The organism is Nostoc sp. CMAA1605 (genome assembly GCF_021596505.1).
GTDB lineage: Bacteria > Cyanobacteriota > Cyanobacteriia > Cyanobacteriales > Nostocaceae > Trichormus.
This window is the reverse complement of record NZ_PJIZ01000037.1, coordinates 1-17,808: the sequence shown is the minus strand read 5'-3', so window position 1 is coordinate 17,808 and position 17,808 is coordinate 1. Positions and strand designations below refer to the sequence as shown.

Sequence of the window (17,808 nt, the reverse complement as noted above, 5' to 3'; positions counted from 1 at the left end):
CTCAAAATATTTACTTTATACTACTGAATTTTGGTAATTGTGTTTGCGGTGGTTGGGTTGTATCCCAAATTTGTACGTAGGGTTTTTCGGTGTCGGTAAAGGCTTCTGTTTGCTTGAGTTGTGAGGCTAATAAGTCTACTGTGGCATCAGCAATATCACCAGTACGGTTAGCTAGGCGTTCTTTGACAACTTCTAAGGGGGCTGTGCAGTAAATAATTTGCAGGGGTAGTTGGTGTTTTTGGGCTTGGGCGATCGCTTCTTGTCTCAGTTCTTGTTTATCATACTTAGCATCTAAAATTACGGTGTAACCTTGATTAGCTAGTATAATCCCCAAATTCAATAACCGTGCATAAGTTTTGTGTGTCATTTCGGGGGTATATAAATCATTACCTCCCCGTTCATGCAGAGGAATTCCCCCTAAGTGTTTTCTAACTGCATCAGAACGAATATGAATCGCGCCTGTTTGTCGTGCTAAATATTTAGCTGTTGTGCTTTTTCCCGAACCAGATAAACCTGAAGTTAAAATCAGTTTTCCTTGTTTGGGTTGAGTATATTCCCAAGCTAGTTTGTAGTATTGGGCTGCTGTTTTCCTGGCTTCTTCTTTGACGCTAGCTGGTACACTGGGGTCATCTAACAAAAATGATGTCACCTTGGCTCGGACATAGGATTGACGATTTACATATATTGGTAATACTTCTAATCCTTCCCAATCACCAGTCTCTTCTAAATAAGTATTAAGATAAGCATTACTTAAATCAGGACGCTGCTGTGCTTCTAAATCCATGACGGCATAAGCAACATCAAACATGACATCCACAAAGCGGAATGGTTCGTTAAACTCGATACAATCAAACAACAAAATTTTATCTTGCCACAGACAAATATTTCTCAGGTGTAAGTCGCCATGACATTCCCGAATATAGTCATTTTGGATGCGGCGTTGAAATAACTCTTGTTTTTCGGCAAAAAAACGGTCGGTGTAGGCTTTAGTTTCGTCAAACTGTGTCTGAGTTTGTGGCCCACCAATATATTTTTCGGTTTGCTGGTAATTTTCATCAAATGCGGCTCTAACTTGAGCAACTTCCCCAAAACTCCGAATATAGTCATTCGTCTCGGTTTTGGCGTGGTATTGTGCCACAACCCGTCCTAATTCTTCTAAATGGGTTTCGTCTAACTTCCCTTCAGCAAATAGTGAACTAAGTAGAGTATCTTGGGGAAACTGACGCATTTTAACTGCATATTCTACAGGCTCACCTGTCCCCGCTAGAATATACTGCTCATCTTGCAACGTGATCGGTAACACTTCTAAATAGAGTTCCCCCGCGCCCCGTTGATTTAACCGCAATTCTTCCTGACAAAAATGCTGGCGTTTCTCTAGGGTGGAGAAATCTAAAAAACCGAAATTGACTGTTTTTTTCAATTTATAGGCATAGTCCCCAGTCAGCAACACATAGGAAACGTGGGTTTGAATGAGTTGAATCGATTCTTGTACAGGATGGGGGTAGAACCCTGGCTGCAACATTTGCTCAATTAAAGCGGGAAGAGTGACTTCGGTCATAGGAATTTAGAATTAATCTGAGTTCGGGATTAGCTAAAACCTTGATTATGGTACTATTTTTAGCCTGATGAAAGTCTGAATTCTTCGCTCTATTGTGCAAATTTTCGTTCTTATCCCAATTCTCTAGGAAGTTGCAGCAAGTAAATGATGTAGAGAAGTTGCATACAACGTCTCTACAGTGCAGAATCAAGTGCATCTTCAATTAAAAAAGGAGCGTTGCTGATTGAGAATATGAATTTTCTCACGCAAAGGCGCATTCGCGTAGCGTCTCGTAGAGAAGACGCAAAGGTGCAAAGAAAAACAAGGGTAATTTTTGCATTTCATACTTTGATTCAGCAACGCCAAAAAAGGTATTACCTACCTGCCCTCAACACCTGTTCATCCGTTAGTTTTAAACCTGGAAAGGTGAAAGAGACGATGTTTTGAGTACCTCGAAACTGTTGAATTTCATATTCTTCGTTTACTAGGGTACAGATAGAGAGGGTGGGTTGTTTGGGTTTGCCAATGTGTCGAGTACCACCACTACCTACATAGTCTGCAATCCAATATTCGGGAATACCTAAAACCGAGTAGTCTTCTACTTTACGGGCATAGTCATTTTGCCAGTTACTACTGACAACTTCTACCACCAACTTAATTGAACTACCAAGGGTCAGAATCGATTGTTCAGACCACAGTGGTTCTTTGGTAAGTTCATTTCTATCAACAACTGCAACGTCAGGGCGAAATGCTGTCATACCGATGTTAGAAGGGCGCAATAGTCCTCGCTGAAGAACAAACCAAGGTAAGCCTGCGCTGTCAATCTGAACGCAAATCTTGGTGGTAATGAAAGCCGCAACCTCTTCATGCAGTCCTGTTGGTTCCAAGTCAAATACTTCTCCATCGATCAGTTCATAGCGGCGATCGCTACCATAAAGGGTGAGAAACTCTTCAAAACTGAGGGGCTTTTGTTGTTTTGCTTGGTCTATCGTTGTAGTCATAGGTCAACTTCGCCCAATTAATGACTTCAGTCTACCAGATGGAATATTGTGACCCTTGTAGTTAACAGTGAGTCAACTTAGATAGGTTTTTGTAAATGTCTGTGAAAAAACTGTGTTAGCTCACGCCATGAATCTTCTGCGGCTGACAGGTTATAAGAAGAACGCTCATTGCAGAAAAAGCCATGATCAGCATCAGGATAAACTTGCAGTTTGTATTCTTTGCCAAGTTCTTGGAAACGAGTTTCGATTTGCTGAACACGTTCCAGGGGAATAAATGGATCAATACCACCATGAAATAAGTAAATAGGTACTGTGATGTTGGTGATTGCTTCTATCCATTCATCTAGAACCATGCCATAGAAGGGAGCTACAGCTGCTATTTTGTCTGAAAATTTGCAAGCAGTAAGAAAGGACAAACCACCACCCAAGCAAAATCCGGTCACTCCGATTCTCTCTGGGAATACATCTGGCTGTGACTTTACATAAGCGATCGCAGCTCCAATATCCTCCTCTACTGGTTTCCCAAAGTCCATGCGGTACATCATCGCCATCGCTTGCTCAACCTCTGCATACCCAAATTTATTGTTTGGCAACTCACGATAATACAAATCTGGCGTAAGAACTACGTAGCCTTCATTAGCAATTCGGGCTGCTACGTCTTGAATATGGGAAGTTAAGCCAAATGCTTCCATCAGGAGAATCACTGCTGGCTTTTGCCCAAATTCAGCAGGCTTATACAAAAACCCAGGCATTTGTCCATCAGGCGTAGAAATTTTCACCTCTGTCTTAACGATTTGCATTTGATTACCCCTACTTGTTGGATTTACGTACTATCGTTAGATGCGAGATTGAGAGTTATACCAATTTTAGACTTTACAAAAAAGTGCGTGGGTGAGTTTCCCGAAGGGTTCTAATTACTCAAATATTTGAAAAACAAAAAACCAGGGCTAAAACCCTGGTTTTATTAGCAATTATGACAGAATTTCAAATGCTCTTGCTTTTGTCTACTTGCTGTTAGCTGTAGCGCAAAAACTAATGTGGTAAGGAGTACCTTTAGCTGGATGTACCTGAACTTCTTTCAGTACAGTTTTACCAGTCCATTGCAATTCGGGAATGGAGAGTTCAATCTCTGTTTTTTCTACGGCAGCAGATTTTAGTAGACGTTCTACAACCTTAGCATCAACTACTAAAGAGATAGATTCTCTACCTTTGTGACCGTATAAGTTAGCGGGGATTAATCCAGAACGACGTAATGCGTTGGGTTTGCTACCTTCTGGTCTGGTTTTAGATTCAACAGTCAAAGCCATATCAGTTATCAGTTATCAGGTGTTAGTCATTAGTCATTAGTCATTAGTCATTAGTCATTAGTCATTGGTCATTGGTCATTAGTAAAAAACTTTAGACCTTTGACTTTTAACTTCTGACTCAGCACTCAGCACTCACCACCGGCTAAACGCCGCGCTACCGCTAACAGCACCGGCTAAACGCCGCGCTACCGCTAACAGCACTCACTACGCACTCAGCAAGGAAGCGGGAGTCCCATCAGGGTGGAGTAGGGCGCGTTTTGGCCCGTGAATTGGGTCTTCTACGATAATAGTTTGATCACGACTTGCGCCTAGTGAGACGATCGCGATCGGGACTTCCATTAATTCTGCTAGGAATTTCAGGTAGTCCAATGCTTGCGGTGGCAAGTCTTCTAGGCTGCGGCATTCGCTGGTGGGTACTTGCCAGCCTGGTAAGGTTTTGTAAACGGGGCGACACTGGGCAAACTTTCTCGCGCTAGTGGGGAAGTTTTCACAGTGTTCACCGTCTATTTCGTAGGCGACACAAACTTTGATTTCCTCTAATTCGTCGAGGACATCTAGTTTGGTAATCGCCATACAGTCCATGCCGTTGATTCTCACGGCATAACGACCGATAACAGCATCAAACCAACCACAACGGCGTTTGCGTCCGGTGGTTGTGCCGAATTCTGCGCCGCGATCGCACAGGTGTTCTCCTAATTCCCCTTCCAATTCGGTAGGAAATGGGCCTTCACCAACTCTTGTGGTGTAAGCTTTAGAAACACCAATTACGCGGTCTATCATTGTCGGGCCTAACCCTGTGCCGACACAAGCCCCTCCCGCCACCGGGTTGGAGGATGTCACATAGGGATAAGTTCCGTGGTCTAAGTCCAACAGCGTCCCTTGCGCCCCTTCAAATAAGATGTTGCGCCGCTTTTGTACTGCATCGTATATCTTAAATGAAGTATCAACGACGTAAGGTCGCAGACGTTCTGCATAACCTAGATACTCTTCGATCACCTGTTGCGGATCTAACGGTGGTATGTTATACAGCTTTTCTAAAATAACGTTCTTATAATTAATCGTCCATTCCAACTGGTCGCGCAGGGCTTTTTCGTCCATCAAGTCTAGTATTCTAATCCCTGTACGCTCTGATTTGTCAGCGTAGGTAGGGCCAATCCCTCGACCAGTCGTGCCGATTTTATGGCTTCCCCGTCTTTCTTCTGATGCCTTATCGATTAATCGATGGTAGGGCATCGTGACATGGGCTGTCTCCGAAATGAGCAGATTTTTCGTAGAAATATTTAAACTTTCTAATTGGTCGAGTTCTTTTATTAAAACTTGTGGATCGATGACTGTCCCACAGCCAATCACGCACTCTGTGTCTGGATATAAAATACCAGAGGGAATCAAGTGCAGTTTGAAGGTCTGACCCTTGACTACAATTGTGTGTCCAGCATTCACACCCCCTTGGTAACGTACTACCACATCTGCGGATCTGCTGAGTAAGTCAGTTATTTTACCTTTCCCTTCATCGCCCCATTGGGCCCTATCACAATGACGTTAGCCAAGCTTTTATTATTGAGGTAAAGTTTCCACAAAGAACCATTATCAACATATTCTGCAATATTTGTCAATACTTATTGGGAATGGGGCATAGGGCATGGGGCATTGGATATGACTTACTGTCTACCTTGTCTCTCCCTGCCCCCAGTCCCCAGTCCCCAATCCCCAAACCTAGATAAATTTACACAATCTTCCTAGAAGTACACATTCTTTCCTCCGTATATTTGTTAATATTATTGAAATTTTATAGACAAATTATCACTATGGCTTTATATGCAGAATTGCATCGACACTTGGGGGGTTCTGTTGTTCCCCGTGTCTTGTGGCGTTATTTTGAGCGACATTCATCAGAGTTAATTTCTCGGTTTAGCAGTTATTCAGATTTTGAAGATTTTTACACTCGTCCACGCAATACTCTAGATGAATACTTAGAACTGCATACTTTAGTGGAAAGTGTGCAAACAGCAGAGACTTTACCGTACTTTATTTATCGCTTGGTGCGTGGTGCTTATATTTTCGAGAATTTGGCTTATCTGGAATTGCGTTATACTCCGTATTTACGGACACCAGAACATTTAAGTCAATCACAGAGAATTGACAAGATGACGGAAATTGTGGAAGTGGTCGGTAAAGCTAGCCATTTACCGGAATATCCTATTGTGACCAGTCAAATTCTGTGTATGCACTCGCGGCTACCCTATGAGGTAAATAAAGCGATTGTTGATTTAGCGGCACATAATAGACAATATGTTTGTGCTGTAGATGTGGCTGGTGGCGATAGTCATTATAGCGATCGCCTGCAAGAATTGATTAGTCTGTATGATTATGCGCGATCGCTAGGAATTAACACAACTGGACATCTTTACGAAACTACTGATGGCTGCTACCCAGAATTGTTACCTTATCTAATGCGGATTGGTCACGGTATCCAAATTCCTTTGTTATATCCAGAATTATTACCAGAAGTAGCAAGACTCGGACAATGTTTAGAAGTTTGTCCCACAACTTACCTCAAAACTGGGACTTTGCAGGATATTCGCCAATTAAAGTTAGTTTTTGACCGATGTTTTGAGGCTGGCGTAGATATAGCTATCTGTACTGATAATGCTGGCTTGCACAATGTCCGTTTACCTTTTGAGTATGAAAACCTCTTAACTTACGACATTATCAATTTTGAGCAGCTACAAGCCTGTCAAGATGCTGCTTTTCGTCACGCCTTTGCCTGGCCTTACGGTCAACGTCCAGCATATTTATTGAATGGTTTATTAAAACCAGAACGCGCTACCGCTTTAGCCTGATGCTACTCCCGCATGAGTAATGAGTGCTGAGTGCTGAGTGCTGAGTAATGAGTGCTGAGTGCTGAGTAATAAGTGCTGAGTGCTGAGTAATAAGTGCTGAGTGCTGAGTAATGAGTGCTGAGTGCTGAGTAATAAGTGCTGAGTAATAAGTGCTGAGTGTTGACTAATGACTGTTGACTAATGACTAATGACTAATGACTATTGCTAAACTAAGTATGTCCCCAAGAACCAATTACTATGCTAAAGCGTTCTAAGTTCGAGACAACCCAGTCTCAGATTATGCACCGTGCCGAGGATTTAATTAGTGCAGCTTCCAATCGCTATCGCATTACGGTTCAGGTGGCAAATCGTGCCAAGCGTCGGCGTTATGAAGAATTTGAAAGTGCCGAAGATGCGATGATGAAACCTGTGCTAAGGGCAATTATTGAAATGTCTGATGAACTGACACAACCAGAAATCATCGGCGAATTGTGAAACTAGTGCTGAGTTGAAAGTGCGGAGTGCTGAGTGTAAAACTAACAGCTTTGTGCTTTCACCTCAGAATATTTATTTAAATGAGCTAGCAAAGGTTTTTCTCAATATCAATATCAATTCTCAGAATCAAATTTGTGCAGTTTAAATTATTAGCTTTGGCAAAGTCCGCCGTAGGTATCACTGCCTTAAATCTCAGCATCATTTTAGGGACTTCTGCAATCAGCATATTACCCCAATCACCAGCCGAGGCGCAAAGAATTACCCCTAGCGATGTGTGGCAGTTAGTCTATCAGCAATTGCCTGATTTACCTAAAGAAAACCAATATATCAGCCAATCATCGGGTAAAGTGGCAGAAAATAGCACCTTAATTAGTCGTTTGATTAGATATCACATTTATATTAAAGAACGCGCCCCCAATTATCGACTTGATTGGAAGCTAACTTTGGCTGATTATCTGGACGCTAATGAAATCATGTATGACAACACTTACCCAGGTAATGATACTTTAAAGCAAAATCCCTTAGAAGGCGATCGCGCCGCCATTAAACGCCTGACTCGCAGCCAAAGAGATGCCCTTGCTCAAGTCCTCACTAATATTTTTAACCCCAATCCCCAATCCCCAGTCCCTAACCCCTAATCCTCATGGAACGTTTAATTAAAAGCGGTGAAGGCTGGCGTATTGGCTGGAATCCCCATGCTAGTGAATTTCAAGGGTTAGTAGGAACTGATGACTGGGCAATTGAGTTAACCTCATCTGAGTTGGATGATTTTTGCCGTCTGTTAGCCAAGCTAGCCGACACTATGAAACAACTCACCGCCGAATTAATGGACGAGGAAAAAATAGCCTGTGAAGCCGAAAGCGATTTATTGTGGATGGAGGTAGAAGGCTATCCCCATGAATACAGTCTACGCTTCATCCTCAACGCAGGTAGGTGTGCTGAAGGTCAATGGTCAGCCTTTGCTGTTCCTGGTTTGTTGCAAGCTGCTGCAACTCTCAAAGTTTTTTAAGTTTTCCCCTTGACTATTCTATAATTTGAGGATACGATAGTAAATCGTGACCGGGGCGTAGCGCAGCTTGGTAGCGCGCCACTTTGGGGTAGTGGAGGTCGTGGGTTCGAATCCCGCCGCTCCGATTAATAAAATCCCTACTCCTGCTAATCTCAAGCATAAGATTAGCAGGTTTTCTAACTGGTTGGTATGTGAAGGATTCTATTAGGCTTATCGCGTAAATACTTTGAGTCATACCAATTCACTAGAATTATCCAACAGTTCCAAATTCAGAAAATCTTGCTGTATATGGAACTTTTTAATAAGTGAATTTAGAACTGTTAAGCTCATCAGCATTCAAGTTGCATCAATTCAGGGATAAGGGATACACCACTTCGTGGAAACCTTAGAGTTATGGTTACTAGAAGCTACTCACTCTGCAAAAAAGAATGAAAATTAGCTGATAACTTTGTGTCTGATGAAATGAGAAAATGGATAGATTTCTGGAAATTCTATCTTACTGAAGATACTGCAATAATGCAAAATTTTTAACTATGGCTCAGGTCTGACTTGAACAGACGACCCCAGGCTTATGAGTCCCGTGCTCTAACCAACTGAGCTACTGAGCCGTGTTTTTCACACATTTATTATCATAGCAGACTAATCTTCTTTTGACTAGTCTTATTTTGAAGAAAAAACAAGAGATATGCCCACTGCTTTTTGTTAGCTTCGTTGACAGATCCACATTACACCTGCCTGAAAAATGGGTGTATGGGTATGAGGGTGTAAGGGGAAGACACTGTAATATCCCTCTCTTCATCATTGGATTGCTAAGTCTAGACTCTTGCTTCGATTCCCCGCCACAGATATTCCTTCCCATTAATAAAAAAAAGGTTTGGCTGATGACCAAACCTCTCTTTAAATCCAGTGCATAACAACATCCCGGATTAATCTACCTATAATTTCTATCTCTTAGCATCTTCCCAGGGGATGTGTGCAAATACCTAAAAACCTGATATTACATTATTTAGGTATTAACTAATACATTTAAATTATCTGCTATTTTGGTTGGTAAACTCTTTCGTGTGTCTATGTTTTATGAATTCATTCGTAGTGACAGGAATTCGATATAATCCCTGAACTTACTGGGGAAAACAGAGAGAAGTTAAAATCAGAAATTTTTCAATTATGTAAAAATTGTCAGGCTATGAAGAATAGAAATAATAGCCGTAAAGATAGAGAACTTACATATATGCTTTTATTATGAAACTTGAATTTCTTCTCAACCATGAATATTCGCTGTGAAATCCCTTCAGATTATCAAGCCATCAATGAAGTCAACCGACTAGCATTTGCGGGAGAAAATGAGGTGAAGATTATCGAAGCAATTCGCCACTCGGATTTTTATATCCCCGCGCTTTCTCTGGTGGCTGAAGTCAATAACCAGATAGTAGGACATATTATTTTAAGTTATATTCATTTGATAGGGGAAGAGCAACTAAAAGTATTAGCTTTAGCACCTTTAGCTGTACATCCACAATTTCAGAAACAAGGAATTGGTAGCAAATTAGTAACCGTGGCTTTAACTAAAGCAGCAGAAACACAAGAAGCGTTAGTGATAGTGTTAGGTCATCCTGATTTTTATCAAAGGTTTGGTTTTGAGCCATCGGTAAATTATGGGATTGAATCTCCGTTTCCGGTTGCTCAAGAATTTTTCATGGTCAAACCACTAAAAAAATATGACCAAAATTATCGCGGTAAGGTTGTTTATCCACCTGCTTTTAGTCAGGATGGTGAATTTTAACTATTAACTTTATTTGCTTTGTTTTTACCTTTTAACTTAGGATAAACAATACGTTTGTGGTGAAATTGTTGCCAAACTTCTACAAATATTTCGGCGATTTGTGTCATTTCTTCCCGTGTTAAGCCGGAATCAATGAGTTGATTATCTTGCCATCTGGCGCGCAGAATATTATTTAGCATGGTTAAGGCTTGTTCAGGGTTGACATCCTTGAGCGATCGCAATGCGGCTTCGCAAGCATCTGCTAACATGACAATTCCCGTTTCCCTTGATTGGGGAATTGGCCCAGCATAGCGAAAATCGGCTTCATTCACCACAATACTGGGGTCAGCCTGCGCCATTTGTTCGGCTTGATGATAAAAATAGGCAATCAGCATTGTCCCTTGATGTTCGGGAATAAACGCTTGAATTGCTGTGGGTAACAGATGTTTCTTCGCCATCACTAACCCTTCACTGACGTGCTTTTTGATGATTTCTGCACTCTTCCAAGGGTCTTTGATTTCAGTTTCATGTTTATTCGGCCCGCCCATTTGATTTTCAATAAATCCTAAAGGGTCGTGCATTTTGCCAATATCATGGTAGAGTGTTCCAGCTCTAACTAATTCCACGTTACATCCGAGTTTTTTCGCCGCCGCTTCTGCTAAGGTGGCTACTGATAAGGTGTGCTGAAATGTTCCTGGTGTTTCTGTAGCGAGGCGTTTGAGTAAAGGACGATTGGGATTGGCTAATTCTGCTAGCCGAATGGGGGTAACTAAATCAAATAGTTTTTCTAAATAGGGACTTAAGCCTAAAGCCACAATACTCCAAGCTAGACCCGATAAAGCAAATAATCCAGCCTCTTGCAAGACAACATACCAACCTGCACCAAAGGCTGCACCTATGAGGATTTTAATCACTAAGTAAACACCACCTTGAGCAGCTGCGATCGCCACACCTAAAAGTGCTAACTCTTCACGCGATCGCAGTTTTTGAGCGATACAACTACCCAAAATTCCACCCACAGCACCCGCCAATAAAGTCATTGCGCTGACTTCTAAGCTGATGGGTAATAACAGCAGCAGTAACACAATCACTGTCACACCCAAACTAGGGCCATAAAAGCTTCCCAACAATAACCCCACACCCCCCCAGGTAGTGTAAGGTAAACCCATCGCTAATAATCCTGGTGTACTCAAAGTTAATAGTAAAACTAACAGGCGATCGCGTTGGCGCAATTGATATTTAATTCGCTTTTCCGCCAGAACAAATATGCCGATTGCTCCCGTCACTAAACCGCCTAATTTCAGTAATTCCAGCCAATTATTTTCCCGCCGAATGAGTTGATAATGCTCTAAAATTTCAAAATTCCGTTCTGTGATCAAGTCTCCTTTGTTGACAATAATCTGATTTTGCTTCACTTCAACGAATACAGGCGTAACATCAGATGCGGCTTTTTGCGCTTTTTCTTGAGTTTGTTCTTGATCTACTTTTAAATTAGGCTCTAAGACGGCTAGTAAGAGTTTATTCGCCAAGGATTCGCCGTTTCTAGGAACAAAAGCTTGTACTTGTAAACTGACAGCACTACTGACAATACTATCTGGTAAACCTGGGGGAATACCTTGAGTCAAAATGCGTTCCGCACTTTGATAAATTCCCGATTGGGTTCTTGTCCATTCATCATCTGATAATTGCAACAGAGCTGTTTCGTTATAGATTGTCTCTGAGGCGATGTTATTGCTTTTTAATTGCTCATTAGCTTGCGTGTATGCTTGACGCGCTTCCGCAATTTGTGTCATCACTGAGGGAATGTTTTTTTCCCCAATTGTGACTCGATAAGCTAAAAGTTCAGCTAAAGCTAACGTCAGTTCACTTTTACCCAGAATATTAACCCTTTGATCGCCTGAAACTGGTTGATTTGAGTTGAGAGGTGTGGAATTACTGCTAGGTGCTTGTTTGCCAACATTTTGTCGGAAACGACGACTTAAACTTTGTGGACTAGTGTTTTTCATCGCCGCCAGCAAAACTTGCCATTCTGAGTCAGAACATGAACGGAGATAATCCTGAGTTGAGAGAGATAACACGGAAGTATCGTAAAAAGGGAAAGAACCCGCAATTTTACGAATGGCGTTGCCTTCATCTAGTAATTTTTGTAAATTTTGGTTGATTTTTTCGGTAATTTCTGAATCTACCATCAATACTGGTATAGATTCCTTACTCGCATTTTTACGTTTCTCTGCTGTTTTTTGGCGATCCTCAATCTTGTCTCCATAGGAAGCTCTAATTGTCTGTGGTGCGAGAGTTCCTACTTTTAATTGAGGTTGATTATATAGTTTGTGACCCATTACACCAGTCAAGGATACAACAGCGATCGCTAAAACTAAACAGGAACGCTGTTTATGTATCCAACCCCAGATTATTGCATCCACCCGACTACGATTCTTGACCGATTTTGTCATTGCTCTCAGGTCAACTTTACGTTTTTGCCTGTCACCGTTTTTGATATTTTCTAGCAAATTTCGGAGGATATGCGGAAAAATCAATTTATTTCCTTCATTTCCAGGTTTTTTATGTTGGTGACTCACCTTAGCTAGTAATATTCTCCTACGGCTAAATAGTCTATACCTCCGCCGCCAATGGGTCAACTGTCGATTCCAGACCTGCAAAAATCGCTGTTTTTTCATTGGGGGATTGGGGACTGGGGATTGGGGATTGGGGATTGGGGATTGGGGATTGGGGATTGGGGACTGGGGATTGGGGATTGGGGATTGGGGATTGGGGATTGGGGATTGGGGATTGGGGACTGGGGACTGGGGATTGGGGACTGGGGATTGGGGATTGGGGATTGGGTACTGGGAAACAAGGTAGATTTTTTACTTATGCCATATGCCCAATGCCATATGCCCCATGCCCCATGCCCTATGCCCAAATCATAAATGATGACTTAACGCGCCTTGATGACGCGGGGAGCTGCGTAGACGCAAGGGGTAAAATTTTCTTCCTGTGGGAATTCTGGGAGGTTTAATCCAGGGTTTAATCCGGATTTATACACTCCCGACCATGCGATCGCAAGTGCATCAGCTAATTCTAGCATTGGCGAAATTTGGCTGAATTCTCTGGTTAGTGAAACCCTCCAAGATGCAGGAATACTTACACTACTGTTATACACTCCAGATAAGACAGCAGCAATAATACTGATGTCTTGAGAATTAATCACGGCGTTGTGTTTCCAGATTTGCTGATGGTGAATTGTTCTGGAAAGCGTTAAACGAAAATCTTCCAGGGTGCTGAGAAAGTAATAAAATGCTAAAGCTACTCCCTCTGAGAGTTGTACTTGACTATTTAGCTCACACTGTAATATTTCTAACCCAGCTTTTTTTGTTAACAAATTATTTACTTTTAATAAGTTTTGTGGGAGTGGGGTAGTTGTCTCACCAATAAAAGCAATGATTTGGGGGATGAGGGTTTGGGGATGAAGCTTTTCTGTTAATGATTGAGCGATCGCGTATCCTATAGCAAGGGTACTATCTCTGACCTCTGGATTAATATCGCAATTTTTTAAGATTTGCAGTAAATTTTGGTGCAGTTTTACCGGATTTTCGTGACAAAACAGAGAAAGAGAAATTGTAGCGAAAATTATTTTGGCTGGTTCTAAATCGGTAAACTTTTTTTGATATATCTCTAACCAATTATCTAAATCAAATTTTCCTAATTCCACCAAACTAGTAGCACCAGGAACTAGACTTTCAGCAAAGTTACTAACTGCTGGATGCTGTGGGTGACTACTTTTAGCTAAAGTTTCTCCTAATAAACCCCCTAAAAAAGCACCCCTAAACCGACTCCCTAGTAAATAGCGCATGGTTGAAATGAGTAAAAAGTTAAAAGCAAGTTCTTCTACCTTTCTACTTTTAACCTTTTATAGCCGTAGTCACAAAGATGAATCCCACCGTCTAAACCTAACTACTCATTACTCATTAACTCATTACTCATTACTCAGCACTCACAACTCAGCACTCACAACTCAGCACTTCAAATGATGCACCAAAGCCTGTAAACCCAAAAGGTAACTTTGCACACCAAAGCCACTAATTTGTCCAATAACGACTGGAGCTATATAAGAGTGATGGCGGAATTCTTCTCGACGATAAATATTACTGAGATGCACTTCTACTGCCGGTATATTCACGCCGGCGATCGCATCCCTCAACGCCACACTAGTATGAGTGTAAGCCCCAGCGTTAATCAGAATTCCTTGGTGTTTTCCTAGTGCATCATGAATTGCATCTACTAACACACCTTCATGGTTTGACTGTAAAGGAAAAATAACAGCCTGTAAATTTAGTGCTGCTTCAGTCAGTAGACGATTAATTTCAGACAAAGTGGTAGAACCATAAACGCCTGGTTCTCTTTGTCCCAGCAAATTCAGGTTTGGCCCGTGCAGCACCAAAATACTTAGAGGTTGTACTGTCAATGATTGTACCTTCGGGCTATTAACGACGACGCGATCGCTCATCTACAGGGATCGGAATCAGTTCTGGTTCCGGCTCTGCTTCAGGGCCTAGTAGGGCTTCAATTAGCTTGCGCGCCAATTCTTTTAGCTTTTCCAGTACCTTATCTATATAGTCCATTAAATTGACTGCTCCTGAGATACTACCTCAATTTTGATTAACAGCTACGCAAAAACTGGCGTAATTTTGCACCTCTGGCTGATAACCGGGCTGATACACACTTTCGTATTCCGGGCATAAGCCAATCTTAAAAATTTAGTGTTGTTATCTCCCTTACTTTTTAGAGTATCACATTCATCACTTATCGAACGTCGAGAGTTATTAGTCAATTGTCAGTGGTTGATAGTAAATAGTCAATGGGGCATGGGGCATTGATTAGGGCTATGAGAAGGGAACACAAGAGAGCCACTTTTGACTATTGACTGTTGACTGTTGACAATTGACTAACTCTTCACCTCTTTTTTCTTGCTGGCTGTAGTTGATTTAGTCGTTGATTTAGCTGTTGTTGACTTAGATTTCGTGGTGGTGGATTTAGTTGTTTTGCGGCTAGATTTGCTAGTTGAGGCTTTGGCGGCTAATAGTTCCAAAGCTTGAGCTAGGGTGACATCTTCGACTGATACACCTTCTGGTAGTCCGACGTTAGTTTTGCCATGCTTGATGTAGGGGCCATAGGGGCCATCGTAGATATTCACGGCTGCATCGTCGTCTGGATGTGTACCCAATTCCCGTAAAGCGGCTTTGGACTTGCTACTGCTAGCACCACGGGTTTTTTTCTGTTCTGATAACAATTCCAACGCCCGTTCTAGAGTAATTGTCAAAACATCATCACCTGCTTTTAGGGAACGGTAATCTTTGCCTTCTTTCCCTTGGTCATGGACAATATAGGGGCCAAATCTCCCTAAACTGGCTTGGATTTTACAGCCTGTTTCTGGATGCACTCCTAAATGACGGGGGAGTGATAACAAACCAATGGCTGTTTCCAGGGAAATGTTTTCTGGAGTGACACCTTTGGGTAAAGATGCTTGCTTGGGTTTGGGGTTTTCGTCAGACTTGTCGCCTAACTGGACATAAGGCCCATAAGCACCGATTTTGACGTAAATTGGTTCACCGGTTTCGGGATGACGGCCTAGTTGGTCTGGCCCGGCGGTTTTTTGGCGTAGCAGAGTTTCGACTTGTTTGGGGTCTAGGTCGGCTGGGGTCAAGTCTTTGGGAATTGAGGCGGTAATTACACCATCACCGTTATCCATTTCAATGTAAGGGCCGTATTTCCCAATGCGGACTTTGACGGCTAGATTTTCTAGTTCGACGGTTCTGGCTTTATTCGCGTCAATTTGGCTGTCTTGTTCTTTGACCAAGGTTTCTAGACCTTTATCGCCTAGATAAAATTCCCGTAGGTAGGGTAGCCAATTGGCCTCGCCTTCGGCGATGTCGTCTAAGGTTTGCTCCATTTTGGAGGTGAAGCTGGGGTCAACGATATCAGGGAAATGTTTTTCTAAGAGGTCGGTGACGGCGAAGGCTGTAAAGGTGGGAATTAGGGCATTATTTACCAGTTGGGCGTAACCTTTATCGATAATTGTGCCGATAATGCTGGCGTAGGTACTAGGGCGACCAATCCCTTCACTTTCTAAGGTTTTGACTAGGGTAGCTTCGGTGTATCTGGCTGGTGGTTGGGTTTCGTGGTCAACGGTGTCTATATTTTTACAATGGGGATGATCCCCAACTTTTAACCCAGGTAAAATGACCTCTTGGTCTTCTAATGCGGCTTCGGGGTCGTCGGAACCTTCCACGTAGGCGCGCAGATAGCCAGGAAAATCAATGCGCTTACCGGAAGAACGGAAACCTGCATCTTCCACCTGTAACTGGACGGTAATTTGGGTTTGGCGGGAATCAGCCATTTGACAGGCGACGGTACGCTTCCAAATCAGGTCATACAGGGCTAATTCCCGACCGCTTAATCCGGTTTCTTGGGGGGTACGGAAACTGCTACCAGCCGGACGAATGGCTTCGTGGGCTTCCTGCGCGCCTTTGGATTTGGTGGTGTATTGCCGAGGTTGGGGGCTGAGATAGTCTTTGCCGTATAGTTTTTCTACACAATCACGAGCAGCTGCGATCGCCTGTTCGGATAAATGTACCGAGTCTGTACGCATATAGGTAATATACCCTTGCTCATACAAACTCTGGGCGACGCGCATGGTGTCCCGTGCCGAAAGCCGCAATTTCCGGTTGGATTCTTGCTGCAATGTGGATGTGGTAAACGGTGGCGCGGGTTTACGGGTGACTGGGCGTTCTTCCACTTCCGAGACTGTCCAGGGTTTACCAGTCAGCCGTTCCTTGAGCGCAATAGCATCTGACTCAGATAGCAGCACTACATTGCGTCCGGCGGCGATTTGTCCTGTGGATGGGTCAAAATCACTCCCCGTGGCGACTTTTGTGCCTGCTAGGGTCACTAACAGGGCGTTAAAGGGGGCTTTATTCTGCTCTAGGTATGCCTTTAAATCCCAGTATGTACCTTCCCTGAAAGCGCGGCGTTGACGTTCCTTAGTCACCAACAACCGCACAGCCACAGACTGCACCCGTCCGGCGGATAGTCCCCAGGCAATTTTTTTCCATAACAGAGGTGAGAGGGTGTAGCCGACTAATCGGTCTAAAATCCGCCGAGTTTCTTGGGCGCGGACTAACTGCTCATCAATAGTGCGGCAGTTTTTCAAAGCCTTTTTAATCGCGTCTTGGGTGATTTCATGGAAAACCATCCGCTTAGTCGGGATTTTGGGCTTGAGTAGTTGGTATAAATGCCAACTAATGCTTTCACCTTCTCGGTCTTCGTCAGTTGCCAGGATCAGTTCAGTTGCTTCTTTTAAAGCGTCCTTTAGCTGAGTGACAATTTTCTTTTTGTCTTTGGGGACAACGTATACAGGTTCAAAGTCTGCGTCCACATTTACCCCCAGCTGCGCCCATGCTTCCCCTTTGACAGCCGTAGGAATTTCACTAGCCGACTGGGGTAGGTCACGCACATGACCCATTGACGCTTCTACCCGATAGTCTCTTGGTAGGTAGTTGCGGATGGTGCGAGCTTTGGTTGGAGATTCGACAATGACGAGAGTTGACATGGAAATTTCAATAAAAAAATAGCTATGAAGCTAAACAGTCAAATTGAAGTAATTTCAGCGAAATGTCAAGGGGGCATTGGGAATTGGGCATGGGGAATTGGGCATTGGGCATTGGGGTTAAATTTCCTCTGCTCCTTATTCCCCTGTTTCTACTCCCTACTCACTACTCCCCACGATGCTTTGTCAGCTATTTCTAATCTTTAACTTATCAATGGCACAATTGGCGACTACTGTTTTCAAAATACATCATGGGTTGAATTGTGCGATCG

The 17,808-nt window shown here is 42.8% G+C and carries 16 protein-coding genes, 2 tRNA genes and 1 pseudogene; 8 read left to right on the top strand and 11 right to left on the bottom strand.

Features of this window, described 5'->3' with window-relative positions:
- Positions 1-10: 10 nt before the first annotated feature.
- From CV014_RS14485 to CV014_RS14465, 5 genes and pseudogenes are all read right to left on the bottom strand, one after another.
- Positions 11-1,558, bottom strand: a complete 1,548-nt coding sequence (locus CV014_RS14485; RefSeq protein ID WP_236142671.1) for a bifunctional aminoglycoside phosphotransferase/ATP-binding protein — start codon at positions 1,556-1,558, stop codon at positions 11-13.
- Between the two features lie 353 nt (positions 1,559-1,911).
- Positions 1,912-2,538: a Uma2 family endonuclease gene (locus tag CV014_RS14480; RefSeq protein WP_236142670.1), complete on the bottom strand. Its 627-nt coding sequence runs from the start codon at positions 2,536-2,538 to the stop codon at positions 1,912-1,914.
- 77 nt (positions 2,539-2,615) lie between these two features.
- A complete protein-coding gene (locus CV014_RS14475; protein WP_236142669.1) occupies positions 2,616-3,338 on the bottom strand; it encodes a dienelactone hydrolase family protein in 723 nt (240 codons plus the stop codon).
- Positions 3,339-3,542: 204 nt separating this feature from the next.
- The gene (gene rplY / locus CV014_RS14470) at positions 3,543-3,845 is read right to left on the bottom strand and encodes a 50S ribosomal protein L25 (protein WP_236142668.1); all 303 of its coding nucleotides are present in this window, start codon (positions 3,843-3,845) and stop codon (positions 3,543-3,545) included.
- Positions 3,846-4,049: 204 nt separating this feature from the next.
- Positions 4,050-5,392 (bottom strand): annotated as a pseudogene (locus CV014_RS14465) (adenylosuccinate synthase).
- 258 nt (positions 5,393-5,650) lie between these two features.
- Here CV014_RS14465 and CV014_RS14460 point away from each other — a divergent pair.
- From CV014_RS14460 to CV014_RS14440, 5 genes are all read left to right on the top strand, one after another.
- Positions 5,651-6,685, top strand: a complete 1,035-nt coding sequence (locus CV014_RS14460) for an adenosine deaminase (protein ID WP_236142667.1) — start codon at positions 5,651-5,653, stop codon at positions 6,683-6,685.
- A gap of 237 nt (positions 6,686-6,922) precedes the next feature.
- Positions 6,923-7,159 (top strand): DNA-directed RNA polymerase subunit omega, encoded by a 237-nt coding sequence (locus CV014_RS14455; protein WP_015140372.1) that lies wholly within the window; start codon positions 6,923-6,925, stop codon positions 7,157-7,159.
- Between the two features lie 197 nt (positions 7,160-7,356).
- Positions 7,357-7,797, top strand: a complete 441-nt coding sequence (locus CV014_RS14450) for a hypothetical protein (protein WP_236142700.1) — start codon at positions 7,357-7,359, stop codon at positions 7,795-7,797.
- A 5-nt stretch (positions 7,798-7,802) separates the two neighbouring features.
- Entirely contained in the window at positions 7,803-8,168 is a 366-nt protein-coding gene (locus CV014_RS14445; protein WP_236142666.1) for a DUF1818 family protein, read from the top strand.
- A gap of 51 nt (positions 8,169-8,219) precedes the next feature.
- A tRNA-Pro gene (locus CV014_RS14440) sits at positions 8,220-8,293 on the top strand.
- A 409-nt stretch (positions 8,294-8,702) separates the two neighbouring features.
- Here the strand turns inward: CV014_RS14440 and CV014_RS14435 are convergent.
- Positions 8,703-8,776 (bottom strand) — tRNA-Met (locus tag CV014_RS14435).
- A 659-nt stretch (positions 8,777-9,435) separates the two neighbouring features.
- Between CV014_RS14435 and CV014_RS14430 the strand changes: the two genes are divergently transcribed.
- Entirely contained in the window at positions 9,436-9,951 is a 516-nt protein-coding gene (locus tag CV014_RS14430; RefSeq protein WP_236142665.1) for a GNAT family N-acetyltransferase, read from the top strand.
- On the opposite strand, the gene CV014_RS14425 is transcribed toward CV014_RS14430, so the two are convergent.
- Positions 9,948-12,608, bottom strand: a complete 2,661-nt coding sequence (locus CV014_RS14425; protein WP_236142664.1) for an HD family phosphohydrolase — start codon at positions 12,606-12,608, stop codon at positions 9,948-9,950. The genes CV014_RS14430 and CV014_RS14425 overlap by 4 nt on opposite strands.
- Here CV014_RS14425 and CV014_RS14420 point away from each other — a divergent pair.
- Positions 12,561-12,860 (top strand): hypothetical protein, encoded by a 300-nt coding sequence (locus CV014_RS14420; RefSeq protein WP_236142704.1) that lies wholly within the window; start codon positions 12,561-12,563, stop codon positions 12,858-12,860. The genes CV014_RS14425 and CV014_RS14420 overlap by 48 nt on opposite strands.
- A gap of 8 nt (positions 12,861-12,868) precedes the next feature.
- On the opposite strand, the gene CV014_RS14415 is transcribed toward CV014_RS14420, so the two are convergent.
- A complete protein-coding gene (locus tag CV014_RS14415; RefSeq protein WP_236142663.1) occupies positions 12,869-13,783 on the bottom strand; it encodes an ADP-ribosylglycohydrolase family protein in 915 nt (304 codons plus the stop codon).
- A gap of 7 nt (positions 13,784-13,790) precedes the next feature.
- On the opposite strand from CV014_RS14415, the gene CV014_RS14410 reads away from it, so the two are divergent.
- The gene (locus CV014_RS14410; protein ID WP_236142662.1) at positions 13,791-13,961 is read left to right on the top strand and encodes a hypothetical protein; all 171 of its coding nucleotides are present in this window, start codon (positions 13,791-13,793) and stop codon (positions 13,959-13,961) included.
- Here the strand turns inward: CV014_RS14410 and aroQ are convergent.
- The 3 genes from aroQ to topA form a co-directional block, all read right to left on the bottom strand.
- A complete protein-coding gene (gene aroQ / locus CV014_RS14405) occupies positions 13,946-14,437 on the bottom strand; it encodes a type II 3-dehydroquinate dehydratase (RefSeq protein ID WP_236142661.1) in 492 nt (163 codons plus the stop codon). The genes CV014_RS14410 and aroQ overlap by 16 nt on opposite strands.
- Positions 14,415-14,552 (bottom strand): hypothetical protein, encoded by a 138-nt coding sequence (locus tag CV014_RS14400; RefSeq protein WP_192881540.1) that lies wholly within the window; start codon positions 14,550-14,552, stop codon positions 14,415-14,417. The genes aroQ and CV014_RS14400 overlap by 23 nt, the downstream gene beginning before the upstream one ends.
- Before the next feature lie 323 nt (positions 14,553-14,875).
- Positions 14,876-17,539 (bottom strand): type I DNA topoisomerase, encoded by a 2,664-nt coding sequence (gene topA, locus CV014_RS14395; protein WP_236142660.1) that lies wholly within the window; start codon positions 17,537-17,539, stop codon positions 14,876-14,878.
- Between the last annotated feature and the right edge of the window lie 269 nt (positions 17,540-17,808).